The 25,857-nt window shown below is 38.7% G+C and carries 26 protein-coding genes; 19 read left to right on the top strand and 7 right to left on the bottom strand.

Annotated features, from left to right (window positions below):
• The 3 genes from AB7E63_RS05775 to AB7E63_RS05765 all read left to right on the top strand — a co-directional run bounded on the left by AB7E63_RS05775 (position 1) and on the right by AB7E63_RS05765 (position 2,819).
• A complete protein-coding gene (locus tag AB7E63_RS05775) occupies positions 1 to 405 on the top strand; it encodes an ester cyclase (protein WP_006341523.1) in 405 nt (134 codons plus the stop codon).
• Position 406: 1 nt separating this feature from the next.
• Positions 407 to 1,204 (top strand): aminoglycoside 6-adenylyltransferase, encoded by a 798-nt coding sequence (locus AB7E63_RS05770; protein ID WP_006341522.1) that lies wholly within the window; start codon positions 407 to 409, stop codon positions 1,202 to 1,204.
• Positions 1,205 to 1,271: 67 nt separating this feature from the next.
• The gene (locus AB7E63_RS05765; protein WP_006341521.1) at positions 1,272 to 2,819 is read left to right on the top strand and encodes a putative Na+/H+ antiporter; all 1,548 of its coding nucleotides are present in this window, start codon (positions 1,272 to 1,274) and stop codon (positions 2,817 to 2,819) included.
• On the opposite strand, the gene AB7E63_RS05760 is transcribed toward AB7E63_RS05765, so the two are convergent.
• From AB7E63_RS05760 to AB7E63_RS05740, 5 genes are all read right to left on the bottom strand, one after another.
• Positions 2,816 to 4,069: an RsmB/NOP family class I SAM-dependent RNA methyltransferase gene (locus AB7E63_RS05760; protein WP_006341520.1), complete on the bottom strand. Its 1,254-nt coding sequence runs from the start codon at positions 4,067 to 4,069 to the stop codon at positions 2,816 to 2,818. The two genes, AB7E63_RS05765 and AB7E63_RS05760, sit on opposite strands and share 4 nt — an antisense overlap.
• Positions 4,070 to 4,099: 30 nt before the next feature.
• On the bottom strand, positions 4,100 to 4,990 hold the full coding sequence (locus AB7E63_RS05755) for an HvfC/BufC family peptide modification chaperone (protein ID WP_006341519.1): 891 nt from the start codon (positions 4,988 to 4,990) through the stop codon (positions 4,100 to 4,102).
• The gene (locus tag AB7E63_RS05750) at positions 4,987 to 5,835 is read right to left on the bottom strand and encodes an MNIO family bufferin maturase (RefSeq protein ID WP_006341518.1); all 849 of its coding nucleotides are present in this window, start codon (positions 5,833 to 5,835) and stop codon (positions 4,987 to 4,989) included. Before AB7E63_RS05750 ends, AB7E63_RS05755 begins: the two co-directional genes overlap by 4 nt.
• 50 nt (positions 5,836 to 5,885) lie before the next feature.
• Positions 5,886 to 6,350 (bottom strand): hypothetical protein, encoded by a 465-nt coding sequence (locus tag AB7E63_RS05745; protein ID WP_006341517.1) that lies wholly within the window; start codon positions 6,348 to 6,350, stop codon positions 5,886 to 5,888.
• 99 nt (positions 6,351 to 6,449) lie between these two features.
• Complete coding sequence (locus AB7E63_RS05740) at positions 6,450 to 7,214, bottom strand: hypothetical protein (protein ID WP_006341516.1); 765 nt, start codon at positions 7,212 to 7,214, stop codon at positions 6,450 to 6,452.
• A 438-nt stretch (positions 7,215 to 7,652) separates the two neighbouring features.
• Between AB7E63_RS05740 and AB7E63_RS05735 the strand changes: the two genes are divergently transcribed.
• The 11 genes from AB7E63_RS05735 (at position 7,653) to dusB (ending at position 20,012) form a co-directional block, all read left to right on the top strand.
• Entirely contained in the window at positions 7,653 to 8,213 is a 561-nt protein-coding gene (locus tag AB7E63_RS05735) for a hypothetical protein (RefSeq protein ID WP_006341515.1), read from the top strand.
• A gap of 206 nt (positions 8,214 to 8,419) precedes the next feature.
• The gene (locus tag AB7E63_RS05730; RefSeq protein WP_006341514.1) at positions 8,420 to 8,884 is read left to right on the top strand and encodes a Panacea domain-containing protein; all 465 of its coding nucleotides are present in this window, start codon (positions 8,420 to 8,422) and stop codon (positions 8,882 to 8,884) included.
• Between the two features lie 392 nt (positions 8,885 to 9,276).
• Positions 9,277 to 10,344 (top strand): peptide chain release factor 2, encoded by a 1,068-nt coding sequence (gene prfB, locus AB7E63_RS05725; RefSeq protein ID WP_100067517.1) that lies wholly within the window; start codon positions 9,277 to 9,279, stop codon positions 10,342 to 10,344.
• Positions 10,341 to 10,847, top strand: coding sequence for a GNAT family N-acetyltransferase (locus AB7E63_RS05720; RefSeq protein ID WP_006341511.1), 507 nt, complete (start codon positions 10,341 to 10,343; stop codon positions 10,845 to 10,847). Before prfB ends, AB7E63_RS05720 begins: the two co-directional genes overlap by 4 nt.
• A 24-nt stretch (positions 10,848 to 10,871) precedes the next feature.
• Positions 10,872 to 11,540 carry a hypothetical protein gene (locus tag AB7E63_RS05715; protein WP_013924152.1) on the top strand — a complete coding sequence of 223 codons (669 nt, stop codon included), beginning with the start codon at positions 10,872 to 10,874 and terminating at the stop codon, positions 11,538 to 11,540.
• A gap of 15 nt (positions 11,541 to 11,555) precedes the next feature.
• On the top strand, positions 11,556 to 12,293 hold the full coding sequence (locus AB7E63_RS05710; protein WP_006341509.1) for a YebC/PmpR family DNA-binding transcriptional regulator: 738 nt from the start codon (positions 11,556 to 11,558) through the stop codon (positions 12,291 to 12,293).
• On the top strand, positions 12,286 to 13,707 hold the full coding sequence (locus tag AB7E63_RS05705; RefSeq protein WP_006341508.1) for an anthranilate synthase component I family protein: 1,422 nt from the start codon (positions 12,286 to 12,288) through the stop codon (positions 13,705 to 13,707). Before AB7E63_RS05710 ends, AB7E63_RS05705 begins: the two co-directional genes overlap by 8 nt.
• A gap of 143 nt (positions 13,708 to 13,850) precedes the next feature.
• Positions 13,851 to 17,678: a hypothetical protein gene (locus AB7E63_RS05700; RefSeq protein WP_428418935.1), complete on the top strand. Its 3,828-nt coding sequence runs from the start codon at positions 13,851 to 13,853 to the stop codon at positions 17,676 to 17,678.
• Positions 17,675 to 18,643 carry an NAD-dependent epimerase/dehydratase family protein gene (locus AB7E63_RS05695; protein ID WP_006341506.1) on the top strand — a complete coding sequence of 323 codons (969 nt, stop codon included), beginning with the start codon at positions 17,675 to 17,677 and terminating at the stop codon, positions 18,641 to 18,643. Before AB7E63_RS05700 ends, AB7E63_RS05695 begins: the two co-directional genes overlap by 4 nt.
• A 77-nt stretch (positions 18,644 to 18,720) precedes the next feature.
• On the top strand, positions 18,721 to 18,978 hold the full coding sequence (locus tag AB7E63_RS05690; RefSeq protein WP_006341505.1) for a YggT family protein: 258 nt from the start codon (positions 18,721 to 18,723) through the stop codon (positions 18,976 to 18,978).
• Between the two features lie 5 nt (positions 18,979 to 18,983).
• Positions 18,984 to 20,012 (top strand): tRNA dihydrouridine synthase DusB, encoded by a 1,029-nt coding sequence (dusB, locus tag AB7E63_RS05685; protein ID WP_006341504.1) that lies wholly within the window; start codon positions 18,984 to 18,986, stop codon positions 20,010 to 20,012.
• A 1-nt stretch (position 20,013) separates the two neighbouring features.
• Here the strand turns inward: dusB and AB7E63_RS05680 are convergent, their stop codons facing one another.
• Together AB7E63_RS05680 and AB7E63_RS05675 are read right to left on the bottom strand one after the other, a co-directional pair.
• Positions 20,014 to 20,259, bottom strand: a complete 246-nt coding sequence (locus AB7E63_RS05680; RefSeq protein ID WP_006341503.1) for a hypothetical protein — start codon at positions 20,257 to 20,259, stop codon at positions 20,014 to 20,016.
• A gap of 25 nt (positions 20,260 to 20,284) precedes the next feature.
• On the bottom strand, positions 20,285 to 21,835 hold the full coding sequence (locus AB7E63_RS05675; RefSeq protein ID WP_006341502.1) for a hypothetical protein: 1,551 nt from the start codon (positions 21,833 to 21,835) through the stop codon (positions 20,285 to 20,287).
• A 255-nt stretch (positions 21,836 to 22,090) separates the two neighbouring features.
• Between AB7E63_RS05675 and sctJ the strand changes: the two genes are divergently transcribed.
• The 5 genes from sctJ to sctS form a co-directional block, all read left to right on the top strand.
• Positions 22,091 to 23,056, top strand: coding sequence for a type III secretion system inner membrane ring lipoprotein SctJ (sctJ, locus tag AB7E63_RS05670; RefSeq protein WP_428418932.1), 966 nt, complete (start codon positions 22,091 to 22,093; stop codon positions 23,054 to 23,056).
• A gap of 24 nt (positions 23,057 to 23,080) precedes the next feature.
• Entirely contained in the window at positions 23,081 to 23,953 is an 873-nt protein-coding gene (locus AB7E63_RS05665) for a hypothetical protein (protein WP_013924157.1), read from the top strand.
• Positions 23,943 to 24,623, top strand: a complete 681-nt coding sequence (locus tag AB7E63_RS05660) for an HrpE/YscL family type III secretion apparatus protein (protein ID WP_006341499.1) — start codon at positions 23,943 to 23,945, stop codon at positions 24,621 to 24,623. Before AB7E63_RS05665 ends, AB7E63_RS05660 begins: the two co-directional genes overlap by 11 nt.
• A 40-nt stretch (positions 24,624 to 24,663) precedes the next feature.
• The gene (sctR, locus tag AB7E63_RS05655) at positions 24,664 to 25,614 is read left to right on the top strand and encodes a type III secretion system export apparatus subunit SctR (protein ID WP_226987523.1); all 951 of its coding nucleotides are present in this window, start codon (positions 24,664 to 24,666) and stop codon (positions 25,612 to 25,614) included.
• A 20-nt stretch (positions 25,615 to 25,634) separates the two neighbouring features.
• Positions 25,635 to 25,857: type III secretion system export apparatus subunit SctS (gene sctS / locus AB7E63_RS05650; protein WP_428418929.1), on the top strand; the 223-nt coding region annotated here is incomplete at its 3' end.

The raw sequence follows: 25,857 nt of genomic DNA, 5'->3' as shown, positions 1-25,857 counted from the left end.
ATGGATAATCTACCCCATTTGAAGTTGATTGGCGAAGAATTCCAAGAAAGAATTTGGAATAAAAAGGATCTAAGTGCCATTGATGATCTGCTTCATCCCGATGCCATTATTCATAGTCTGCTTGGGAATTTTCAAGGTAGAGAATTGATGAAAAATGTTGTCAAAACATGGTTGAAGGCCTTTCCTAATCTTAGTGTAAAAAACATATTTGTAGTGTGTGAAAGAGACGTTGTTGTCACTAACTGGCGATGCTCAGCTAATCATCAAGGGGAATTTAAGAATAAAAAACCCACAGGAAGACCTATTTCTTTTAGTGGGGTCTCGATGTACCGGATAAAAAATGATAAGATCATTGAATATTGGTCTTATTTTGATGTTCAACATATTCTGAACCAGATTGGTTGATGTGAGTTCATCGATTGTAACCAAGATTGTAGAGTGGGCTAAGCAAGAGCAAACCGTTAAAGCCGTGATTTTGCAAGGATCCCATGCCACAAATCAAGCTGATAGATACTCAGACTATGATCTATCTCTTTTTTGCACAGAAATCGAAACCTTTACCTATAACGACACTTGGCTATCAGCATTTGGAAATGTCTGGATTTGTGTGCATGAAAAGCTATGTCTTGCACAACAGATCGTTCCTACTCGCCTTGTCATTTTCGAAGATGGAATAAAAGTGGATTTTACCCTCTTTTCTCCAGACATTTTGCGAACTGTTCATTGTTTGCCCCCATTCAAGATTTTAGTCGATAAAGAGAATATGTTAAAAAATGTGGAAAATGAAGCGTATGAAAGGGATAATCCTAGCCTTCAGCAATTTGTCCGCTGCATCAAAGAGTTTTGGTTTGAAGCGTATCATGTTGCGATTGCTCTAAAACGAGAAGATTTATGGAATGCCAAATTTCGCTTTGAAGCGATTGATGCATTTTTGCTTCAAATGATCGAATGGCATGCCTCCGCGTTAAATGAAGGACAACAGATTTTACATGGTGGCAAGTGGATGCGATCATGGGTAACACCTTGCTGTTGGGAATACATTCAAAAAATTTCCTCTTTACCATCCGTTAGCTGGGAACGGCTGGATGAAACAATGCAGCTCTTTCGCTTACTGGCTACGGAAACGGCTTTCAAATGGCATTATCTTGATGCTTTGGACCTTGATTTTAATATCTCTCACTATATTTCCTCTCTTAAATTGTAGAAAAATACTTTTACATTTAAAAAATCTTCTGAAATGCTGATTTTAGAGAAATACGCAGTGAGATAAAATGTCTGACGATAGATCCCTTTTAGAATTACCATCCAAAAAATTATTTCAGCATATTTCTGTTAAAGGATTTTGGTTAGGATTAGCCTATTGTTTAATCTCTTTAGGAGCCGCTGAGGTCACGTATTTTTTATATAATGGTGCCTTCTATTTTGAATCATCAAATCCATTGATCTTATCCTTATCAGAATATGACGATGCCTCTTTAGGAAGTATCCTGGAACAACTACTCTTTCGCATTCAGATTCAACCCTTTAACTTGCTTTCTTTTGCTATTTTTATTTGTGCCATTACGCATACGTTTTTTACACATAAGTTTACTGAGATGTCAAATCGTCTTAAAGCCTCGCAAAGCGATTTAACCATACAAAACCCCCTTAATAATTTTAAAATTGAAGTTTTTCATTTTTTAGGGGAAGTCGAAGTTGCCTTTGGTGTGTGGGTGATCCCTTTAATTCTTTGTATGGGATATATCTACAATTGGAATACGGTCATTCACTACTTAAATGGGATCAGTTACATCGAACCTCTTTTTGTTGTTGTAATTATGGGGATTACTTCCACAAAGCCCATTATTCATCTAGCAGAAAAGAGTCTAAAGTGGGTAGCAAGGTTAGGGGGAGAGTCTGTTAAATCTTGGTGGTGGGCTCTTTTAACAGTGGGGCCGTTAGCTGGATCATTTATCACAGAGCCTGGCGCTATGACAATTTGTGCCATGCTTTTGGCTAAGCAGTTCTATCACTTAAAGCCTTCTCCTCTTCTTGCCTATGCGACTTTAGGACTCTTGTTTACCAACATTTCGATTGGAGGTATTTTAACAACTTTTGCTGCTCCTCCTGTCTTAATGGTTAGCAAAGTTTGGGATTGGAATACGCCAAACATGTTAATGCAATTTGGATGGAAAGCCATTTGTGGGATTTTAATTGCAAATTTTTTGTATTACCGTTTTTTTCAAAAAGAGTTTGTCCAATTAGAAAAACAAAGGCAGCAATTTAGAGAAACAGAAGAGGAATCGGAATCGATTCCCGTGTGGATTTGTCTGGCTCATGTGTTTTTTTTGACATGGATTGTGGTTCATTCTCACTATCCCGTCGTCTTCATTGGGTCTTTTTTGTTATTTATTGGATTTTATCGGGCAACGCTTCCTTTTCAATGGGAGTTGGAGCTTAAAACGCCTATTTTAGTAGGGTTTTTTTTGGCTGGCCTAGTCATTCATGGAACCCTGCAAGCTTGGTGGATTGCTCCATTGTTAGGGCATGCTTCAAATGAGATTTTGATTGGTCTTTCGATTATTTTAACTGCGTTCAATGACAATGCAGAAATTACCTTTTTAGCGACATTGATTCCCACATTTACAGACCAGATGAAATATGCCGTTGTTGCAGGAGCTGTAACGGGAGGAGGCTTGACAGTGATTGCCAATGCACCAAATCCCTTAGGTCAGGCCATTTTAAATAAGTATTTTGCGGATGGTATTTCAACATTATACCTATTTTTGGGGGCCCTTATTCCAACCCTTATCATGGCGAGTATGTTCTATTTTTTTTAATAAGGACGCAAGGCACAGGCAAAGCCGCCATCTAAGCCCAAAGCATTCGGCAGAATGGTTTGGCTTGTTCGCATAAAAAGACCGCTTTTTTGACTAATTTTCTGAGCAAGCTTTTCATTTTCCTGACTTAAAATGCTACAAGTCAAATACCAAATTTCCCCTTTATCTGAAAGGAGTGTTCGCGCATGAGCTAGCAATTGCAATTGAGTCTCTTCTAGCTGTTTAAGTGACTCAGGGGAAAATCTCCAACGCGCTTCTGGTCGTTTATTTAGGACACCCGTGTTGCTGCATGGGGCATCGACAATGATTAAGTCAAAACGTCGATCGGAAGCAAAAAATTCCCCTTTTGAACAGCTGAGGGAGACGTTTAATTGATATTTATGACAGTTTTCTTGAAGTGTTTTAAGTTTGCGCTCGGAAACATCGTTGGCAAATAAGGTCGCCGAAGGATAAAAATCATGGGCTAGCAATAATTTTCCACCTGGAGAGGCACAAAGATCCAAAATGGTTTGAGGATTTTCAGCGCTTTGGCGTAGATGTTCCATCAATAGGTAAGGTGTACCGTTTTGAATGTAAGTGTGGGGAGACTGAGAAAAAATGGACAGAGTACCTGTTTCTTTGATGCATGCTAGATGAGGAGAAAGCTCAGGTATGCACGTTAGTTTTTCTTTTTCATCTTCAGTAAGAGATACATGGGGGCGAATTCTCACCATAGTAGGAGCCGGATGGTTGCCAAGCTCTAACATTTGTTTGCATTTTTCTAATCCAAAGTCATCCAAAAAAGCTTCAACCAAGGGAAGAGGATACGAATAACGAATGCTTAGATCTTGCAGGGAATTTCCTTCTGGTAGCGGAGGAATTCCGCTTCCTAATTTTCTCAATAAGGCATTTAAAAAAGAGCTGAATGTGGGATGGCAGTATTTTTTGGCGAGATTGCCACTCTCTTGACCAATCGCATAAAGAGGTGTGGACCGCTGAAAGGCTGCTTGATAAATGGCCGTTCGGAGAAGAGATCTTTCTTTTACTTTGAGAGATAACGATTGCCTTTCAGCTGTTGATTTTGCGATATAATCCAATGCGAGAGCCATTCTAACTGATCCGTAGGCAATATCTTGAGCAAAAGAAAAATCTAAAGAAGAAGGGGATTCTTTTTGCTTCCAGTTCTCTAGAGATTCTGAAAGAAACTTTCCTTCTTTTAAAAAAGAATAAACAGCCAAAAAGGCTGCTTCGCGCGCATGGATTTGAGGCATACATTTGACCAGAGTAAATTCGGATCTAGCTTACTCAATTGATGATTTTGTATCTAGAGTTAACCATTGTTCTAGGAACCATTTATGAAACCATTTTTGTAAGTTTTCGGCGCTATTTTCAAAGATCGGGTCTGTTTGTTCGTCTAGCCATTCACAGGCTTGATCGATCGAGCAACCCGAGCGGAAAAGAGAAAGAAAATGGTATTCATCTGGATCGAGTGGTGTCGTCACGACTTGATTGAAATCATTCCGGAAAACGGCGCAAAAAGTGGGTACGTGCTTCAGTTCGGGAAAGTCATGTTCCAGCCAATAATCGGGATTTTGCTTTAAAAAAGCTTGGCGAAATTCCACTAAATCGTATTTGAATGCAAACACTTGCATATGGGGCTGCAGAACTAGACTTTTTGCTAAAACAGCTTCTGAATCTCCTAACATCATCTCTTGAAGATTTGTGGGAATATGGGCTGAATAAAATGCTTGGTTAAAAGCGCAGTCTAATTGGGTGGCATCGTAAACGAGCTGAAAATCATCCGCCCGGTAATATTTCTGGACGAAAAGAGGTAGGCGATCTCCGATGGCTTGCAAGAACCAATGAGCGGGTGGGTATTTCACTAAAAAGGGAAACCCAAGGACTTGATTAAACTCTCGATAGCCAAACAAGCATGTGACGAAGGGAAAGACTTCATGCAAAACATTTAATAAACGCCACCAATATTGTTGGTTGTATAACTCAATTCTTTGCGCAGGTCGTAACGTTGGACTTGGCGCAATATAATGAGCCGCTTCCTTTTCCATGGAGTGCCCACATGGTGAAACGGGATTCATGCGATTGTCAAAATCAATCGGGCGAGCGATGATACTACCAAACCATTCTTGAATATATTGGAGGACTGGAGGCGCGAGTGTCTGTTCTGTGATCATGCCTGCTCTCCGCAACTAACTAAAGACTGTTGAAATTGCTTCGCTTTTAAGGCTTCATTCCACGTATCTTGAAAGCTCAGGAAGTTGTCATCCCATTCTAGCAATGTAGAGACGCCACCCGTCTTCGGATAGACCTCGGCATAAATTTGCCAGACTTCATCGACCACGTGATGGTCATGTGTGTCGAGAATATAGGCACCGTAGTCGGAATGGCCTGCTAAGTGAATTTGAAGAACCCGATCTAAGGGAAGGTTTTCCCAATAAGTTCGCGGAGTAAATCCGTGATTGCGGCTAGAGACATAGATATTATTCACATCCAACATCATATAGATATCCGCTTTTTCTACGACAGCCGTGTAAAATTCCCATTCTGGCATTTCATCTGCGTTATAGGCCACATAGGAAGAAAGGTTTTCTAGAGCGAAAGGAAGCTCAAGGTAATCTTGCACAATGCGTGCGCGTTCTGCAACGTAATCAATCACTTCTTGGGTATAGGGGAGAGGAAGTAAATCATGATAATGTGCACCCGGAAGTCTTCCCCAGCATAAATGGTCGGAGACCCAAGGTGTTTTCGTGAGTTTTGTCAGATTTTTTAATTTTTTTAAGTAATCAAAATCCAAAGGATCTGGGCTGCCGATTGCTAAGGAAACACCATGTTGAACAACAGGGTAGCGTTCCAAAATCCGTTCAAGATTTTGTAAGGGGAGGCCGCCCTCTACCATGAAATTTTCGCTAATAATTTCAAACCAGTCAATATCAGGTTGATCGCGAAAAATTTCATTGTAGTGTGGGACTCTTAAGCCAATACCAATCCCTAAATTGGGAATATTAGAATTTTTTTTCATAGGTAAATTTCGAGTCTTGTGTATCTATTAGTGTTTAACAGATAACAGGGTTATTTTTTGTTTTGTGTGCCTTCAGTGGCTTCTTTTCTCTTATCAGCCATCTTATCTACAACGAGCTTAACGGCTAGGTTTTTGTCTGCAAGGGCACACTTTCCTTTTCCTTTGCAGCTACCTTTTCCTGCACAAGCATTTTTATCTGTTTGACAAGCATTTAAACCTTTGCATGCATTTGAACCCATGCAACGTTGACTTGCCACGTAACGAGCCAATTCTTTACCTTTTGAATCCAAAGAATTATAAAGAGATACCCCCTGAGGACTTAATTCAAGGAGAAGTTCATCTTCTGTCATTAAGTGGTAACCCATGTTGCCACGTTCGCTGGTTTGCTTGGAAACCCCATATTTTTGGATGGTTTCATTATCGAGCTCAGTTCCGGCATAGGCCACAGTGTTAGCAGTAACAAAAGCGCTTAAAATTCCTCGCAAAGCGAGTTGTTTAGCAGTATTTTTTTTCATATTTAAGCTCTTATTTTAAAGAATGAACGCTTAGTCAAATTTAAATAAATAGCTTATGCATTGCGAGAATGCATAAGCTATGGGCTCTATTAAAAGAGATTAACGAGACTCGTGGCCCCATCCTTGGTTTTGAGGCGCATAGCGATTAGCATCTGGTTTACCAGCTTGGTTCGGCTGGTTCACTGGATTTGCTGATGGCGCGGATGGGTTAGATGGGTTGTAGTAGTTGAGTGGTTGTTGTCCACCACAGCTACTCGAACCACCGCAGCTTGAGCCGTGTGTTTGTGGGTGCGCTTGTCCTGCACATCCTTGAGAGCTAGCAGCACAGCCTGTTGAAATTGTCTGCTGTCCATTCCAAGATGAGGCTTGAGGATGGTGTGGTTGCGCTTCCCATGGTTGAGATCCACCATAGTTTGAAACAGGAGCTTGAGGATGAGCTTGTCCGCCACATGATGATCCACCAGCACCGCAGCTTGAGCCACCATGTTGAGGTATATGTTGAGGCGCATTCTGAGGTATTGCTTGTCCACCACATGCTGAACCACCGGCACCACAGCTGGAACCGGAAGATTGAGGGATTGCTTGTCCACCGCATGCTGAACCACCTGAGCCACAGCTTGAAGAAGCTCCACCCCATGAACTTTCGCCTGAGCCTGAATTGCAGCATCCACGGTTTTTGCTATAAGCATAGTTTCCGCGACGGATGTAGTTTCCGGAATAGCTGTAGTTATAGTTGGAAGCTAAGTGATTTTCAATCGAAGTTTCAGGTTGAACAGGAACTTCTGCTTGTCCTTGGGATGCCATCATAACACCGCTGGTGATTCCCAATAGGGCTAATTTTTTCAGGTGATTTTTTTTCTTCATAAATCCACTCCTTAAAGTTGATGGAACAGTATCTCATTATGGTTTGCGTCATCATTTTTTAGGGGTGATGCGCTCACCTAGATAAAAATAGCCTCTAGGTAGTTTATAAAGGCACTTACCCCTTTCTCTTTAATTTGTTTGTAGCATTAATCATTTCATCATGCAAGGTTTTTTTTGAGTGGTTCGCATCGTTTGCTTATCCACTTGAAAATCTTTCGGTTAATTTCATCCAAAGAAAGAAGGATATTGTGTATTTGGAGCTCTCATCATGCGAATCATGCCTTAATGGATTTAAATTCAATGCTATCTGCAGGGGAAAGTTTGTTGATATGTTAGTTTTAATTTTCATAAAAATTTATTAATTATATTTAATAAGTGTTTTTTATTATTTGATAACATAAAATTTTGACTTTTATAAATTTTAACCAAAGAAAAACGATGGGACCTGATACGATTTGTGTTTATCAAAAAAATTGGGCATATGCCACACCTGATTCTCCAAAACCTATTCTGACAACCGGTAACTTCGGCCCTTGTTATGTGGTCACGCTCATTTCAGAAAAGTGTACGGCAATGGCTCATGTGGATGATACGACTCAGGTTGAATCAATTAAGCAAATTTTTGCAGAATTTTCTAAACGATCAATTCAATTTAAAGATGTTCAAGTGGTTATTTTGGGTGGGTGGAAAGAACATGGGGAGTCTAAAGAATGGGGCGATAAAATTTTTAGATACCTTTGTTCTGCTGGTTTTTCATCAATCAATCTTAAATATATGTTTTCAAAAAAAATGCCTGAAAAGCCTGGTGACCAGCAAATATTCGCTGATCATTTTTATGGAGCCGCTCGAGTGGATGCGCGTAGTGGAAAGATGCAGATAAGTGCTACCCCCGATGGAAATATAGCCAGAGAACAAGCGAGGCAGATGTTACAAAATTTGCGCGATCATGGATCTGCTTATACCACTATTGAGCATCCTTTGACTCAAGTAGAGTTCTAAATAGGGGATTAAAAAGGGAATGATTAAGATAGCAGGTAGATTGACAATTTTATCAAAGAGGCTTGAGGAAATAGGGATCAAATATAAAAAAGCCCATTTTGATTTTTGAAAGCCTTCTAGGCTTGACCTTTTTCGCTATGGCCTATATATCCTTGTTCGATTTATACTCTGTCATTTTATCAAAATTTCTAAAGCAGTGGGCATCAATGAAGAAAAGAAGACAAAGTCAACCTGTGAGTGCGCTTGATATAGCAGCATATATTCTAGCTAATCATACGCGAAATACGCCCATTGCAGCATGGAAAATGCATATCCTTGTTTATTACTGTCAAGTTTACCAGCTTATCAGTGAAGGGATTCCTTTTTTTAATGAAAAAATAATGGCTACCCAGAAGGGAATTATGATTCATGAGCTTTGTGCTCTTCATTATAATCAGCTGTATATCGGGGATAGCTCCAAAGGGAATTTAAATCATTTGTCTTTAAAGCAGATCGATATTATCGGCGAGGTAATGAAAAAATATGGCAACAAAACATTGGAAGAATTGGGTCAATTGATTCAATTAGAAGCTCCTTGGAAAAAGGCTAGACAGGAAACGACGGATCTTAGAGTTTCGGTTGAAATCATTCCTATTTCTATTCTCGAGCTTTATAACCAAGGTAATCTTTAGGTAGCCTAAACAGTTCTACATCTCACGTAAATTATATAGCTAAGTATGTACATAGGTCGATAATCTTATCAGAACAATTAAAGAAATTAGAATTGGAATCAAATAAAAAAAGCCAATTTTGATTTTCCTTTCAAATTTTTGACCTATTTCGTTTAGAAAACCGAAGATGGAAAAAGTAAACACAGCCGCATCTGTTCCTCCATAAAGGTTTAAAATTTTACCGGCTAGTTTTGCCAAATATTTTTTCAAAAGTCAAACTTGAAATCTCTAAACATAATCCGTTTCATTTATTCCCTATTTTTGTTAAAATGGAGGCTCGTTCTGGCCCTTTTATCTAAAAAAGCTGTTTCAGGAGAGCTTCATGAATAACGATGTTCAACTACGATTAAAAAATCTGGAAGATCGAATCCTTCATATGTGGAGGTATCTTTGACTTGGCTTCAAAGGAAGCAAAAGTTAAAGCATTAGAAACAGAAATGGAAGCCCCCACATTTTGGGATGACAACGATGCGGCTCAAAAAGTGATCGCAGAATGTAATGCCTTGAAAGCTTGGACAATTCCCTACCACGATCTTAAAGAACGCTATTCTAATGTCAGTGAATTATTGCAAGAAGCCTTTGATTTAGGTGAGGAAAGCCTCATTCAAGAGTTGGTGGAAGAATTAGATTCTATCGAAGCAAGCTTGAAAGAGCTTGAAATCAGAAAAATGCTTGCAGGTGAGCTTGATAGTAAAAATGCTTTTTTGAGTATCAATGCGGGCGCAGGAGGAACTGAAGCTTGTGACTGGGTGCTGATGCTATCCCGGATGTATCAAAGATGGGCGGCTAAAAAAAATTGGAAAGTGGAAGTGATCGATACGGTCGACGGAGATGTGGCCGGGATAAAGAGCATTACTTATAAATTTACGGGGCCTTTTGCGTATGGCTATGCCAAGGCAGAAAAAGGGGTTCATCGATTAGTCCGCATTTCCCCTTTTGACAGCAATGCCAAGAGACATACCAGCTTTGCTTCGGTCGATATTACGCCAGAAATTACGGATGACATTCAAATCGAAATCAGGCCGGAAGATTTGCGCGTTGACACATTTAGAGCCTCGGGGGCCGGTGGGCAACACGTTAATCGAACAGATTCTGCTGTCAGATTGACGCACTTGCCTACAGGGATCGTGGTCTCCTGTCAAGCACAACGTAGCCAGCTTCAAAACAAAGAAACTTGTTACAAAATGCTTCGTTCTAAATTATATGAAATGGAAGTCACAGCCCGTGAAAATGCACTGAAGGCTATGGGTGGCGAGAAAAAAGAAATTGCCTGGGGCAGCCAGATTCGTAATTATGTTTTTCAACCCTATACTTTAGTGAAAGATACGCGTACAAAAGTAGAGTGTGGAAATATTCAAGCTGTCATGGATGGAGAGCTTGATGATTTTGTTAATGCTTATTTAATGGAGTTTGGGGGATGACGGCCCAGAATCAATCAGATATTGAAATTCGATATACAGAGCCTGGTGATGCAATTTATCTAAAAGAGTGGCTGATGGATAAAAGTGTTTCTCGCTGGTTTCCGATGTGTGATGAAGCTGAAATCAACGATGCTGTGAATCGTTGGATTGGCTTTTATCGCTATAAATGTAGCTTAACGGCTGTTAAAGATGGAGTTCCTTGTGGACTCGCTACCCTTTATTTACAGCCTTATCGCAAGCTTGCACATCAATGTGAATTTGGAATTATTGTGGGCGCTGATTACAGAAATCATGGAGTTGGAACAGAACTTCTCAATAATTTAATGTATTTAGCCAAAGAGACATTTCGCATCGAACTGCTCCATTTGCAAGTATATGCTGAAAATCCGGCTATCCGTCTTTACGAGCGTTTTGGATTTAAAGAGTTCGGCAGGCAGAATCAATGGATTAAAGAAGACGATCGCTATGTTGGGCGGGTATTTATGGAGCGTTTCTTAACTTGATTTAATACGAATAGATGAGTCTATATGTCAATTATGCTTTTTCGGGAAAAGCTTGAAACCACTTCGGGGAAAAAGCTGATCCTGCGTTTTAATAATAATCGTTCGACCATGCTAAGTGTCAAATGGGGCGAGCCTGATTGTGTTGTTTCCTTGCATTCCTTTTTTTTGGGAGCTCCTCAAAATGTGATGGATGCCTTAGCTTGCTATATCAAGCAAGAGCATAAAAGGATTGCTCCAACGATTAAGATTTTCATTGAAGACAATCTTAAAAAATTAGATTACTCCAATCAAATCGATTCGTCAAAATTGTCTGCGCAAGGTAATATTTATAATTTGCAAGCGATTTATGATGAATTAAATGCAGAGTACTTTGGTGGAGAAGTCAAAGCCGCGATTACTTGGTATGGAAGACACTCGCAAAGAAATTACTCACGCGTGACATTTGGGCTCTATCATCATCTTTTGCGTTTAATCAAAATCAATCGGATTTTGGATGTCCCACATGTTCCGGAATATCTTGTATCTTTTGTCGTTTATCATGAGATGCTGCACGAAGCATGCCCGTCTTATGTAGATGAAAAAGGAATTAATCGTATTCACAGTAAAGAATTTAGAGAGCGAGAAGTTCTTTTTCGAGATTACTACAAAGCTAAAAAATGGATTGATCAATATCTCGGAGAGATGTTCGCATAAAACAAAGGAATTTTTATGGCAGGTCATAGTAAATGGGCGAATATTAAGCATCGCAAAGGACGCGCGGATGCTAAGAAAGGAAAAGTTTTTTCAAGAATTGCAAAGGAAATTATCAGTGCTGTCAAACTGGGTGGTCCTGATGCAAAAGCTAATCCTCGTTTGCGTATTGTTTTACAAAAGGCTCGCGAAGCTAACGTTCCTAATGATATTATCGATCGAAACATCAAAAAGGCCTCAAGTGCTGATCAAGCGGATTATATTGAGATGACTTATGAGCTCTATGGTCATGGCGGCGTTGGGATCATTATCGATGTGATGACCGACAACAAAAATCGGATTTCCTCAGATATGCGCATTGCGACCAATAAACGGGGAGGGAGCATTGCCACTCCTGGAGCGGTTGCTTTCAATTTTGATCGCAAGGGTGTCATCCAAATTTCGAAAAAGCATGGAGTTGAAGAAGAATTATTTAACGCGGCGATTGAAGCAGGGGCTGAAGATTTTGAAGTAGCGGATGAATTCTTCATGATCACGACTGATCCGGTCGATTTGTTTCACGTGAAAGATGCTGTGAATCATCTAGGTTTTCAAGCAGATGAAGCGACTTTAGAAATGATTCCAAAGTCTTACGTTGAATGTGATGAAGAAACAGCTAAGGCTAATTTAGCATTGATCGATTGGTTGGAAGCATTAGAAGATGTGGATGCTGTTTATCATAATATGAAAGTTCCAGATCAATTGGTGGATGAGTAATTTTTTCAGTGAGCTTGATCTAAGCTCCATCATTCGTCATTCCGATGATCTATTGCAGATTGCACGTTTTTTTTCTCAGGAAAAAGGAACGTGCTTTCTTTATTCCGGTGGAAAGTTCCCTCTTTCGCAAAAGTCTTTTTTATGTGTATTTCCATTTGCGTCTATTTCGATAGAAGCTGCCCTCCAACGAAAATACTGGCAGGGCGATATTTTATCCCCTCTTGAATTGCAACTGGATAACCCATGGGATGCTCTTAAACAATTCTTAGAAGAACCAAGTTCCGATGAGCCTATTCCTCGATGGGTGGGTTATTTGGGATATGAAATGGGGGCCTATAGCGATCCCGATATTCAATTAGATTATGTGCAACCTGTTATTCCCTTGGCGTTTTTTCAACAGTTTGCTTGTACACTTATCTTCGATCATCAGTTGGAAAAATGTGATCTATGGATTGATGAAAACTCTTTTTCTTTTCTGAATTCATCTCAACAATCTAAAGTTTTAGAGTTAAATAATATTTCAAATTGGTTGTCGATAAAGGATCAAGCCTATTCCTTCGTTCCGAAACGTAAAGTGGCTCCGCTGAAATATAAAAATCAGCCGAAGAGATCAGAAGCTTATATGGATCACGTTCAAAAAGCCCAAGAATTGATTGAAAACGGGGAGATCTATCAAATCAATTTATCACAGTCTTTTGCTTTCCAAGGAAAACGAGATGGCTTTGAGCTTTTTTATCAGTTAGCCAAGCAAAATCCTGCACCTTACTCAGGCTATTGGGACCTCCCTTTTTGTTCGATTGTTTCCTCTTCGCCTGAAAAATTTTTAAAAAAACAATCTCAGACGCTTTCAACAGAGCCAATTAAAGGCACAGCTCCACGAGGAACAACAGCAATTGAAGATTTTCACAATCGAGAAAAACTACTATCTTCAGAAAAAGAAAATGCTGAATTGTTAATGATTACAGATCTTATGCGTCATGACTTAGGAAAAGTCAGCCTTCCAGGTAGTATCAAGGTAAATCCTGATTGGAATTGCTATGCCTACCAAAATGTTTTTCATTTAAGTTCTACAATTGAATCTATTCCTTTTTCATCCATGCACGATTTGGATATTGTGCGGACATGTTTTCCTGGAGGGTCTATTACGGGTTGTCCAAAAATTCGTGCGATGCAGCATATTTATGATTTTGAAAAAAGAGCTAGGGGTATTTATACAGGGTCTTTGGGGTATTTTTCTCACAATGGAGATTTCGATTTTAACATTGCCATTCGCTCTATCGTTTTGACTGATCTAGGCATCGAAACAGCACTTGGAGCAGGCATTGTAGCAGATTCTAATGCTTTGCATGAATACCAGGAAATTCTGTGTAAGGGAAAGTCAATTTTTGAAATTTTGGATATTTCGATCTCTTAAACTAGTCTAAGCTATTCAGTACTAATATTTTTCAATAAAACGTCGTATTTTGCTAGCTGAAAAGTAAAAAAAATTTATGAATGTATCATCTTTTTTGTTAAACAAAAAAATAATTGTTAACACTATTGACAAAGGAGATGACGATGAATTTCGGATCGACCACAGCAACTCCCTCAACACCTCCACCCGCAACTTCGACACCATTGGAATCTCCTAGAAGTAAAATTGGAAGCCCAAAAGCTGAACCAGTTAAAAATACGCCTCGCCTGAGCATAAGCTCAACATTTGCATCTAGAATTGCTCAATTGAAACACAAGCTTTCCCCTGGCTCTGGATCGCAGATTGGCCATTCAGATAAAGCAATGAGTGGACGAATTTCTCCTATAAGTAAAGGAGGATCACAAATTGCAGGGCATTCGCATGCTTATGAAACGTTTAGCAGCGAAGAAGACGAGAAAGACGTGGTAGTCAAAAAAGGCTCTCAAATTTCTTCTCGACAGGGGAAGAAGTCACATGGTTATAAAGCATTCTACACAAAAAAAGAAGAGGAAGAATTTATAGCCGAAAAAAGATCTCAAATTTCTTCTAAGGGTTTAGGGGGAACTTTAGAAAATTATATGTTCGAGTCATCTGAAGAAAAGAAAGGCACTTTTGGGTTCTGGGAAATCAATACTCAAACCTCTTCCAGGGGTGGAGAAGTTGAAGTTGTGCGACCTGCTGAAGATTGGATGACTCCCATTGTCGAAGACCGAGAAACAGATGACGAACATTCATTGAGTTTTAAGCATGATTCTGCAGAAGGCAGCGAGGCAGAAGTAGGGCCCTCTTCTTTAAGAGAGCCCAATGCTGATAAAGTGAAAAAAAATCGGATTGTATTAGGCTCGCATGACGAGTTGAGCTCAGATGAATCCTCTACATCTGAAGAAAGCTTATCAGAAGTAGATGATGAATTATTTCATTCTGTTGACATGGGAACAGGAAAGGAAAAAGATTTTGAAGAACTCTATAGTGCAGAAACAGTGCCTGATTTTTCGGAGCCATTTGAGGTCTTAAAACGACCCAACTGGGATCGATCTGAAATTAGAATGCGGGAGTGCCTAACCCCAAAAAATGCTCAAAAAACGAATCAAGAAGCAAAAAATGCAATCTTGGAGGAAGATCTTGTTCTCTACGATGCTGCTACATTAAATGTCAAAATATTGGATTATTTAAAAGTCCATGCTGAGGAAATTCTTAGAAAAAAGAAATGGGGGAATATCCCTGCTAAACAATTAGAGCGGATGGCATCGCCTCGATCTCTTAATCTTTATAAAAAAATTCATCGCAGTCGTTCTATTTTGCGTCATATCATTAATAATTTAATTGTCATCGAAAAATGTTTATATGATTTTGTAGAAAGGACTAAAGCGAACACAAAATGGATGAAAAATTTTCGAAAACAACTCGATGTTTTAATTAAATCTAATTTTAAGTCTTTTGTTGATTACTTTGAAAACAGTCTTTCTATAGAAGATAAAAAGCTTGTCTTACTTGCATTAGGAAACGATGCCGCTGCCAATTTAGAAGTTTTAAAGATGTGGGTCAATCGCAGTAATCAGGATATGGTCAAAAAATATTTGTTAGATCGTGAGCTTTTTTATTTAGGTGTCGAAAATCTTCGCGAAAAGAAGATGGATGTTTCCCAGGATATTTTTTCAGACTCGAATGTTTTTTGTATTTCTCGAAGTGATATTGTGCGTGGACTTACTGCAAAAAAAGTCTGGGACATACCCCATTTTGTTAATGGGCAGCAAGTGATTTGTCATTTGGAAAATGAAAGAGACGAATCTAAGTTGGAAAATTTTTTAAATAAAATCCTAAATGCTAGCGATAATCGCCCTTTAGAGGAAACTGCTTTTGCTGGATATGTAGAGGATTTTTTAAGATTTAATTTAACCGATTTTGATTACTTATACAGGCTTTTATATCTTGGGCATTATAGAATGGCTCTAGCGATCCATTTTATTTTTAATTCGAATGCTAAAAGTGCAGATATTAAAACGAAAATGTGTAAAGTTCAATTTAATAATTGCAAAAATTTTGAACTTCAATTTCAAATCTGTTGCACATTGGAAGATAAAGCAAAAGTGACATTTACTTTGGACATTCGGCCCTCAAAAAAAACCGTGAATTCTTTCAAAGCTATTCTAAAAGTTTTGCATTATGAATTTAATCCCAAGATTTTAGATTACAAGAAAAATGAAATTTTAGAACATCTGGTCAATTATTCTAACGCTATTCGTTCACATAAAACGCTGCCACGTGGAATGTCCTATTACACCTCTCCTGGAAGCAAAAATCTGGACAGGGAATTTAAAAATAAGCTTGAACAAGAAATTACAAATTGTAACAGCGAACATCCTTATTTGGGTGTATTCAAATTAAAAGATGGGTATCGCAAAGAATGTCGCGGGGCAATTGTTAAGAATCGAGGGATTTTTTCAAATGAACTCATAGAGGAATTGCAGCAAAAATTGATTGTCAATGAAGCTTTTTTTGAATCGATTATTCCAAGAATTTCTTATCTCGCAAAGGAATTGCAGAACTATTCCGAAAGGAAAAATCGTCAAAGTATTTTTTATGAAGAAATCATGAAAATTTTCAAAAATATCAATGAGGCTTCCGAATATATTGTAAGGTCATCTGGTATAACAAATAATACGAACGTTGAAAGGTTTCTTGAAATCTTTAATGAAATCACAGATTCAGAAATCTGTGATTGGTTTTTAAAGGCAATAGGGGGAACGGCAGAAAATGGGAAAAAACTCATTGATTTTCTGAAAAAAACAGTCAATCCAAAAAAAATTACCAAACAAATCGAGAAAATGGCTGAAGAATATCATAAATATAGCCATGAAATGTTTTCTTCTAAGTGTTACCATGTAACTATTCCAAAAAAATTACAAAAGGCTTTTTTTACGGTTTTCCCTGAAGATATCTTCAGGAGCTATAAACCTCAAGAAAGTTCTGGCTGTATTTTTAATTCCATTAGAATCAACGAACATTTGCTTTTTAACTCGGAAGACGATTTTAATTTATCTCTTTTTTTAAAAAAAATATACGCCCACTTTGAAGAAGAACGTCAAGAAGAAAGGACGGATTTTGAGACGGAAGCTTTTGAAAAAATATTAAATACGAGCTGGAAAGAGATTCTTCCGTATTTTTTTTATAAAAAGAAAGGTGTTGAAGGCGATTTTCATAAACGAAAGGAAATCGATTTGAAGAAATTGCGGAAAATTTTTGATTTTCCTGCGATCAATCTAAAAAAAATTCAAGATGATTTTAGTGCATTTAAAAAAAAGAAAAAGTACGCGGCAGATGATTTATGCAAAATCATTGCGACGTGGTTTATTGCAGCGACCGTGCCTTGTTATCCCATATTAGTTTTGGGTGCAAATGGAGTCTGGAGCATTGTAGAAACACTTTTACAATCTACTTTTACAGGATTTAATAAACTTCCCTTCGGTTTAAAAGTATTGCCAGGCATTGATTTAGCGGTTCAAATTGAAAGCCCAATTTGTTATAAAGTCAAAGTGACCAAAAGCCTTGGTGTTTGTCCACGTGTAGATCGCTGGAATCCTGCATTAAGTGCAGTGGATAATAAGAGTCCCGTAGCTACGATGTTGGTGGAAAGTACATTTTGCGTAATTAGAAATAGTTTAGAAGCCTTAATCGAAATAAAGCCTCCGATTTTTCATAAAGAAAACATCTATTCTGCCGAGGATCCTTATCGCATTATTAAAGTATTTGATCGCGCCATTCTTCTGCACCCACTGGTGTATGGCATTCACTCCGAATCAAAAAAAGGCAGGAAAGCTTGGAATTTAAAGGTGAAGGACAGTTCGGATGATAAAGTGGGCGATTCGTCCAATTCTTTTGCTGCAATCAATGAAAGTAGAGAAAATTTAGAAAATGAGTCAACATCCACATGATATCAAAAACAAATAAAAATATTATCGTCACAGGTGCCGCAGGATTTATTGGATTTCACACTACGCTTGCGCTTGCTCAAAGGGGCGACCATGTCATTGGATATGACAATTTCAATGACTATTATTCTCCTCAATTAAAAAGAGACCGTTGCGAATTGTTGAAAAAAGCAGGGATTGAAGTTGTTGAAGGGGATATTTGCGATACTTCTAAGCTTAAACAGTGTGTCAGGGCAAATCAAGCGACACATTTTGTTAATTTAGCTGCTCAGGCAGGTGTGCGTTATTCTCTCACAAATCCTCAGTCTTATGTCAAATCGAATCTAGAAGGGTTTGTCTCTGTTTTGGAAATCTGTAAAGATCACCCAGGAATAAGTTTGGTTTATGCTTCTTCCTCTTCTGTATATGGATTGAACCGTAAAATTCCGTTTTCAATCGAAGATCGTACAGACCAGCAAGCCAGTCTATATGGCGCGACGAAAAAAGCGAATGAATTATTTGCGCAGACCTATCACCATTTGTATCGGATTCCAGTAACAGGATTGCGTTTTTTTACTGTGTATGGTCCCTGGGGAAGACCTGATATGGCCTATTCACTTTTTACGAAAGCCATTTTGTCGGGAGAACCTATCGAAATTTATAACTACGGGAAGATGCAGCGGGATTTTACTTATGTCGATGATATTGTTAGTGGAATTTTGGCCGCGATCGACCGAGAAGCCCAGTGTGACCTCTTTAATTTAGGCCATCACGAACCCGTTGAATTATTGGAGTTTATTCGCACTTTGGAAGAATACCTAGGAAGAACAGCAACGAAGATATTTAAAGAGCTGCAGCCGGGGGATGTGCCCGAAACTTTTGCCGATATTCGAGAAAGTACACGTCATTTGAATTTTGTTCCAAAGGTGGGAATGCGAGAAGGGCTAGCTAAATTTTTGGATTGGTATAGAGATTATTATCATGTTTGAATTTTAGTTAATTAAGTATTCCGAGACAGAAAAAAGGAAATCATTTATGATTTCCTTAAGTTTCCAAGGGATAGGCCATGATTTTAGTTAACATCATCAGTCTGATTTTTCAAGTTTATTTTCTCATGCTATTTGCGCGCATTTTAAGCTCGTGGCTACCGGAATTGCATCAATACCGAATCATGCAGTTTATTGCTTTTTACACTGACCCCTACCTGAATTTTTTTCGAGGAGTTATTCCTCCCCTGGGAATGATTGATATAAGCCCCATATTTGCCTTTTTGGCACTGAGCTTTATCGAATATTTCTTAAAAATCTTGCTCATAAATTTGTAATTTTAATGAATACTTTTTCTTCTTTTCAACTCGGGAACCTCACATTGCCTAATCCCGTGTTTTATGCACCTCTAGCAGGGTGTTCCGATTTTCCATTTCGGCAGATGTCTGCGCGGTATTCGCCTGGCTTAATGTATTGTGAAATGGTTAAAATGGACGCATTAGTGCGGCATGATCCCAATACATTCCGGATGTTAGATTTTGATAAGGATATGCATCCGATTGGCGGGCAGCTATGTGGAAGCAAACCTCAGCTAGCAGCTAAGGCTGCCAAAATCATTGAGGATTTAGGTTTTGACGTGGTGGATTTAAACTGTGGGTGTCCGGTTGATAAGGTCACAAAAGACGGTAGCGGTTCAGGACTTTTAAAAAATCCTTTGTTAATTGGAGAAATTTTATCAGAAATGGTCGCTGCTGTTAAAATTCCAGTAACGGTTAAAATTCGAGCGGGTTGGGATGATGAAAATCTATGTGCCGAGGAGATTACACAAATAGCTGAAAAGGCTGGAGCTAAAGCTATTACGATCCATGGCCGGACACGCCAACAAGCTTATCGCGGACCCGCCAACTGGGATCACATTAAAGCCAGTAAACAAGTTGCCAAACATATCAAAGTGATTGGCAATGGAGATGTGATGGATCCTACGTCAGCGAAGCGTATGTTTGAGTATACAGGCTGCGATGCTGTATTAGTCGCGCGCGGAACTATGGGACAGCCGTGGATTGCTCAAGATATTTTGAATTATCTGCAAGGCGGGACAATTCGTGTGCACACACCTGAGGATTGCCGCCAAGCTCTTTATGAGCATTTTTTGTGTACTGAACGTTATTACAATCCTCGCCAAGTTGTGATTGAAATGCGGCGTGTAGGATGCTGGTATATCAAAAGTTCTGGTGGAACTCGAGAATTTCGTGGCTTGATTAGCCGAGCTTCTTCACCTGATCAAGTGAAAGATTTGATTCAAAACTTTTCTTTTGGCAACGATAGTGATTTAGAAAATTCCGTTACCGATCAGGATTGTGAAGCCTGCTAGATTACTTTTTGGGTTTTTTTAGTTCAGAAACATTAGGTTGTGCCATGCGTATTGTGACCCTTTCACTCGCAATTGGATTTCGCTTTGCTTTCTTTTCTCCACGAGAGCTGTGAAAAAAATTTAGGGCACTTTCGATCGTTTCATTCGTTGTTTTCCAGGTTCTACCCTTGTGCTTAGTTTTTTGCACTGCTGGTGTTTGCGGAGGGTGATTAAAAATACGTGCAAATGAGTTAAGATTAATACGCATAGCTTTACCCCGCAAATTTTATCATTTATTTTTGTTCTTTTTTATCTAGTGAAGCTTTTGCTTTCTTTTCTTTATCTGAAATTAATTCGCTATAATTTTCAAGATAAAAATTTAATTTTTTATCTAGTGTACTAATAGTACTTCCAGATTTTTTCTGAACCGATTCATCACTATTAAGTAAGGACTGTAATTGACCTAATTTTTCAGAAAAATCCGCTTTAATCATTTCTTTGATATCATTCGTTCTGTCTTTACCACCTATCGAAATAGGAAACGTAATTTTTGTTGAATCAAGTTTGATTACAAAACTAATAAAGTATTCACGAACTTGTTTTAATTTAACTTTGTCAGGTCTTATTGCCTTTTTAATTGCTAAATACTTATTAAATTCCGCAGGAAAATCTAGTTCTTTTCGGGCTTCGTTCACATCTTGAATCTTGGGCTTAATGTTGATCGAGTCAACAGCTTTTCTGAGTTTATCCTGATTAGGAAGTTTTAGAGATCCTTTGATGGCATCAACTAATATGCCGTAGCGAGGAATTCTTTGAAGTGGATTGGCTGTAGGTTCGAAATCATAAGTGTCTTTAAATTGTTTATTTGGCATCGAGTGATCTAGAAAATCCTCAATCTTAGCCTTGTTTCTTCCAATAAAGTCTTGCATGGGGAATGCGTTATAAACAAGAGAAGTCTGCAGCTTAACGTTTTGATTAAAGATGCTTCCATTGTCATTTACCAAATCGGCAAATTCTTTTACCGCCGTTTCAGATTTTTCTAGTGTTAAAGGAGGTTTCAAAGCTGGATCGATAATCTCTTCTATTTTTTCAGAAAGCTTTTTTGCTAGAGGGATATACTTTTCTTGGTATGTTTTTTGCCATTCAGTTAACATTTTTTTGTCGGCTTTATTTAAACCTTTCATAAACTTTTTGTCTTTTACCATGGCAGACAGAATTTCTGATTGAATTGAAATACCCTTGAAATGTCTTTGCTCAGTCTCTTTCAACTCTTTTAATGGTTTAGAAAATGGAATAAGTTGTTTATGCTCTTCTCCAGCTGAATCCACATGCACTTCATTTTCTGAACTTGAAGATGACACAGGTGTATTCATCACTTTTTTTGAGGCTAGTTCTATTTTTGCAGCAGTTGCACGGCTTGTGCTTTCTGGAGGAACTTCGGTTTTTAAAGCGGTGTCTTTGACTTCATTTGTTGAGTTGCTTGCAAGGGTGGGTTTATCAGATTTTAAAGTATCTGGTTTAATCGAATTATCTTTCTTTGATATCTCGGTTTTTTTAGATTCATCTTCTTTAGGTTTAGTCTTTTTTGTCTCAATTTGGTTTGTTTTTTTTGCAGCGGGAGAAGATAATTGAGAAATATTTCTTTGACTCAACTGTTTATTTGACACTGTGGATTCTTTTTTCCCAAAATTTGGTACAAATTTTTTAAAAAAATTCCCTATACCTCCAAAGATTCGCTTCCAAATCCGTCCTTCGTGTTTGACGCTTGGGGTTTCGGTGGGGGGAGAGTTAGTTGCGCTTTGGCCAATTGTTCTAGCTATTGGTCCAGTTAAAGGAGAAGTCATGATTACTATCCTTTAATTTAAATATAATTATTTATTTTATAATAATTTGCGCTTTAATAATTTTATTATAGCATTTTTAGTTTTTTAATAATTTATGTTTTTTAAAAATTATATATTTTCATTTGCAAAAAATAAAATATATTGACGATTTCCTACACGAAATAAGCCCTGTTAGGAAAAACATTACTGTGGTAGGATGAGGCCAATTCAATAAAGGTTTAAAATTGTCAAAATTTTATAGACGGAAAATCAATCATGTCGGGAACTAAGATCTTGAGCAAGCTAGTAGGTACTGTTTTTTTGCTTTGCATGGCTTTTCTACTAACGAGTTGTGAATCGCGGAAAACGATTGTGAACGGTTTGGACGAAAAAGAAGCAAACGAAATTGTAGTGTTTCTTTCTAGCAAAGGCATCGATGCGATGAAGGTACAAAGCACTGAGGGAGCCGGAGGCGGTGGATCAAAAATTGTGTTGTGGGATATTAGTGTTTCCGCTGATAAGGCGACGCAAGCCATGTCGATCCTCAATCAGAGTGGGTTACCTCGTAGAAAACCACAAAGCCTGCTAGGCATCTTTTCAAATGTTGGGCTTGTTCCCTCAGAGTTGCAAGAAAGGATACGCTATCAAGCGGGTCTTGCCGAGCAAATTGCGAGTACGATTCGGAAAATTGACGGAGTTTTAGATGCAGAAGTACAGATCTCTTTCCCTGAAGAAGATCCCTTGAATCCAACTGGTGAAAAGAAAGGCAAAATTGTTGCTTCTGTTTACGTCAAGCACTCAGGCGTATTAGATGACCCGAATTCTCACTTAGTCACGAAAATCAAACGACTGGTTGCAGCTAGCGTGACAGGGCTAGACTATGATAATGTGACTGTCATTGGAGATCGAGCACGTTTTAGTGAAATGCCCATTGGATTAAAATCGGGTGGAGATGAAAAGCAATTTGTCAGCATTTGGTCAATCATTGTGGCTAAAGAATCTGCTTCTCGTTTTCGTGTCATCTTCTTTGCATTCAGTTTGCTTCTCTTGCTTTTGACGCTCTTAATGATCTGGACCGGGTGGAAGCTCTATCCACTTTTAAAAAGTCACGGAGGCATTAAGCAGCTTTTCAATTTACATCCTATCTCTGCAGAACCTCCTAAAGAGGAAGAGAAAGAGACTCCAAAGGAAGAAGAGAAAGCGAGTGAAGGGGATAATGATCAGGATAAAGGTGTAACCTAAAGCTCTTCTGCCAGGATTGGAAAAATGATGAATACTAAAAGTCTGATGATGCTCAAGGTTTTGTTGAACCGTTATCATGAGAAAAAAATGAAGGAATTTATCGATTGCTTGCCTTCAGAAAATGTTCAGGCTATTCTGAGTACACAAACGGAAGCATCAGCTCCAGAGGCCGTTTTGTGGGCTTATGAAAATAAAATTGGCCAAGTGCATTATTCTTGGCTGGTCCCCATTTTAAAAAAGATTCCTATTGAAGAAGCCGCGTGGATAATGAGTGCGTTGCCTGTGGCGATTGTTTCTAAATTAAAAAAAGTGTGTCATATCTCCCCGCTTGAAGTGGAATTATCGGCTCCAGCAAAAGAATTTGCTTTGCATTATCTTTGGAAGCAGATTGAGCAGCCGGATGTGATGCCTATAGAGTTTTTGCCGCAAACCTCTCTATCCTTTCTCTTGCAAACCTCAAGAGAGGATTTGTTAGAAATAATAGATCTTCTGAGTATATACGATTTGGCTGACAAAGTACGTCAAATTGTTGATAAAAACCGTTTAAAGAATATTTACGGAAGTCTAAAGCCCATCGAGCTTCAATTTTTGCGTTTTTGTTTGAATAAACAAGAAAAACTAGCCATTTCTCCTCTAAATCTCGCTGATTGGAATGGAGATAGCCAACAATTACGGCAAAAGTTACATAGGCGGGGGCTGAGTCGATTGGGGCATGCTTTAGTAGGGGAATCCGCTGATTTTAAATGGCACTTTTTGCGCAAATTTGATGTTGCTAGAGCTGCTGTTCTACAGCATTGTTCCGAGAAGCAAGACACCTCCAAAGTGACAGCTATCTTAATTCAACAACTTTTAGGTTTGGTGAATTTTAGAAATAAAAAGGATAATCGTGAGCAATAAAAAATTATTATCTTTAATTTATGGAAAAGAAGACGCGATTCATCTAGCGCCTAGCTCTAAGGTCGTTTCTGCCGATGTATTTTCGAAACTATTAGAAGGGCAAGATATTCTTGCTAGGGTGAAAGAAGATGCTGAACGGTATCGAAAAGAAGTTGTTGCTGAATGTGAAAAACTGAAAGAAGCCGCTCAAAAAGAAGGCTTTGAAGCAGGTTTTAAGCAATGGGTTGAATATGTTGCGGACTTAGAAAAAGAAATCAAAGAAGTACGCGGAGAATTTGAGAAAATTGTTTTGCCTGTCGCTTTGAAAGCCGCCAAAAAAATCGTCGGCAAGGAATTAGAGGTTTCAAAAACGGCTATCTTAGATATTGTGACTTCCACACTCAAAGCGGTAGCTCAACATAAAAAAGTTGCGATTTATGTGAATAAGGAAGATTTAGAAGTCTTGAATGAAAATCGACAGAAAATCAAAGATGTGTTTGAGAATCTGGAAACCCTGTCGCTAGGAGTGCGTGATGATATTGCGCCTGGGGGTTGTATTATTGAGACCGAGAGAGGAATTATTAATGCCCAGATTGAGAGTCGATGGAAGTTGTTAGAAGAAGTCTTTGAATCGATGGCAAAGCCTTCCTTAAAAAAAGTAGAAAATGAAGAAGCCACAAAAAGCTCTTAAGCGTTACACAAGATAAAAAGAAGGCAAATCAATGGTTTTTATGGAATGTTCTTTTTATAAAATCTTTCTCCCGTTTCTTGCTTTCCTGCTGCTTGTGGGTGGATCATCGGGTTTTGCTTCGCAAGACCTTCTATTGGCGCAAACAACTCCTGCACCAACTTCAGGAGCTATTCCTAGACAACCCACTATTCCAGCTCCTTCCGCAACACCAGCAGTGCCTCGAGCATCTTCTACTTCGAATCCTTCAACAAGGAATTTACCTAAAAAGCAAAGCGTGACAGAACAGCTTTTGAATAATCAGGGTGGAATGGATGACATCAAGCGTCCATCGCTTATCACTCAGGCGATTGTTTTGACTATTCTGTCGTTATTGCCTTTTATTATCATGATTTTGACCTCCTTCCTTAAAATTGTGATTGTGCTTTCCCTTTTACGAAGTGCTCTGGGAGTTCAACAAGCGCCACCAAACCAGATTATCAATGGTGTGGCCTTTATGCTTAGCTTGTTTATTATGTATCCCACTGTATTAAAGATGTACGATGCAGCACAAAGTGTGATTGAATCAACGCGAGCTCCAGATTCGTTAGTTTCAGTCGAATCTTCTAAGTACATTGTGGATGTAGCAGATGCTTCTAAGGAGCCTTTAAGAATGTTTTTAAAGCGGAATTCAAGTGTTAAGCACCAAGCTTTGTTCTATCGGATGGCTTATCGAATTCTGCCGGAAAATTATCGAGCAACCTTGAAGCCGGATGATTTTATGATTGTGGTCCCAGCCTATATTACTAGCCAGCTGAAAGATGCATTTGAAATCGGGGTATTGATCTACATTCCATTCTTTGTGATTGACCTTGTGACCTCTAACATTTTGCTCGCCATGGGGATGATGATGCTTTCTCCCGTGACCATTTCAATGCCACTCAAACTTTTTCTTCTTGTCATGTTAGATGGTTGGACTTTGCTCATTGATGGATTGGTCAATACTTTCCGCTAAAAACGAAGGAGTACTTTAAAATGCATGCAACGCAGGTCATTCAATTAGCTTATCAAGGCTTGTTGCTGATTTTAATTTTATCAGCTCCTCCAATCTTGGTGAGTATGTTTTTTGGAATTTTGGTCGCGATTTTCCAGGCTGCGACGCAGATTCAAGAGCAGACCCTTTCCTTTACAGTCAAGTTATGCGCTGTGACACTGACATTGATGTTCTTAGGTGGGTGGTTGGGAGCTCAAATTATGA

Origin of the sequence: Parachlamydia sp., from assembly GCF_050255895.1 — a bacterium.
Lineage (GTDB): Bacteria > Chlamydiota > Chlamydiia > Chlamydiales > Parachlamydiaceae > Parachlamydia > Parachlamydia acanthamoebae.
Note: the sequence above shows the minus strand (reverse complement) of the source record. Positions and strands in the feature narration are given on the sequence as shown.

What these genes read in the sequence shown, in the direction of transcription:
- AB7E63_RS05750 (WP_006341518.1), bottom strand. Translation starts at nt 5,835, where the DNA reads ATGAAAAAAAATTCTAATATTCCCAATTTAGGGATTGGTATTGGCTTA.
- AB7E63_RS05710 (WP_006341509.1), top strand. Translation starts at nt 11,556, where the DNA reads ATGGCAGGTCATAGTAAATGGGCGAATATTAAGCATCGCAAAGGACGC.
- sctJ (WP_428418932.1), top strand. Translation starts at nt 22,091, where the DNA reads ATGTCGGGAACTAAGATCTTGAGCAAGCTAGTAGGTACTGTTTTTTTG.
- AB7E63_RS05745 (WP_006341517.1), bottom strand. Translation starts at nt 6,350, where the DNA reads ATGAAAAAAAATACTGCTAAACAACTCGCTTTGCGAGGAATTTTAAGC.
- AB7E63_RS05735 (WP_006341515.1), top strand. Translation starts at nt 7,653, where the DNA reads ATGGGACCTGATACGATTTGTGTTTATCAAAAAAATTGGGCATATGCC.
- AB7E63_RS05740 (WP_006341516.1), bottom strand. Translation starts at nt 7,214, where the DNA reads ATGAAGAAAAAAAATCACCTGAAAAAATTAGCCCTATTGGGAATCACC.
- AB7E63_RS05700 (WP_428418935.1), top strand. Translation starts at nt 13,851, where the DNA reads ATGAATTTCGGATCGACCACAGCAACTCCCTCAACACCTCCACCCGCA.
- AB7E63_RS05775 (WP_006341523.1), top strand. Translation starts at nt 1, where the DNA reads ATGGATAATCTACCCCATTTGAAGTTGATTGGCGAAGAATTCCAAGAA.
- AB7E63_RS05705 (WP_006341508.1), top strand. Translation starts at nt 12,286, where the DNA reads ATGAGTAATTTTTTCAGTGAGCTTGATCTAAGCTCCATCATTCGTCAT.
- AB7E63_RS05675 (WP_006341502.1), bottom strand. Translation starts at nt 21,835, where the DNA reads ATGACTTCTCCTTTAACTGGACCAATAGCTAGAACAATTGGCCAAAGC.
- AB7E63_RS05755 (WP_006341519.1), bottom strand. Translation starts at nt 4,990, where the DNA reads ATGATCACAGAACAGACACTCGCGCCTCCAGTCCTCCAATATATTCAA.
- AB7E63_RS05715 (WP_013924152.1), top strand. Translation starts at nt 10,872, where the DNA reads ATGTCAATTATGCTTTTTCGGGAAAAGCTTGAAACCACTTCGGGGAAA.
- AB7E63_RS05720 (WP_006341511.1), top strand. Translation starts at nt 10,341, where the DNA reads ATGACGGCCCAGAATCAATCAGATATTGAAATTCGATATACAGAGCCT.
- sctR (WP_226987523.1), top strand. Translation starts at nt 24,664, where the DNA reads ATGGAATGTTCTTTTTATAAAATCTTTCTCCCGTTTCTTGCTTTCCTG.
- AB7E63_RS05690 (WP_006341505.1), top strand. Translation starts at nt 18,721, where the DNA reads ATGATTTTAGTTAACATCATCAGTCTGATTTTTCAAGTTTATTTTCTC.
- AB7E63_RS05765 (WP_006341521.1), top strand. Translation starts at nt 1,272, where the DNA reads ATGTCTGACGATAGATCCCTTTTAGAATTACCATCCAAAAAATTATTT.
- AB7E63_RS05730 (WP_006341514.1), top strand. Translation starts at nt 8,420, where the DNA reads ATGAAGAAAAGAAGACAAAGTCAACCTGTGAGTGCGCTTGATATAGCA.
- AB7E63_RS05680 (WP_006341503.1), bottom strand. Translation starts at nt 20,259, where the DNA reads ATGCGTATTAATCTTAACTCATTTGCACGTATTTTTAATCACCCTCCG.
- AB7E63_RS05695 (WP_006341506.1), top strand. Translation starts at nt 17,675, where the DNA reads ATGATATCAAAAACAAATAAAAATATTATCGTCACAGGTGCCGCAGGA.
- AB7E63_RS05760 (WP_006341520.1), bottom strand. Translation starts at nt 4,069, where the DNA reads ATGCCTCAAATCCATGCGCGCGAAGCAGCCTTTTTGGCTGTTTATTCT.
- dusB (WP_006341504.1), top strand. Translation starts at nt 18,984, where the DNA reads ATGAATACTTTTTCTTCTTTTCAACTCGGGAACCTCACATTGCCTAAT.
- AB7E63_RS05665 (WP_013924157.1), top strand. Translation starts at nt 23,081, where the DNA reads ATGATGAATACTAAAAGTCTGATGATGCTCAAGGTTTTGTTGAACCGT.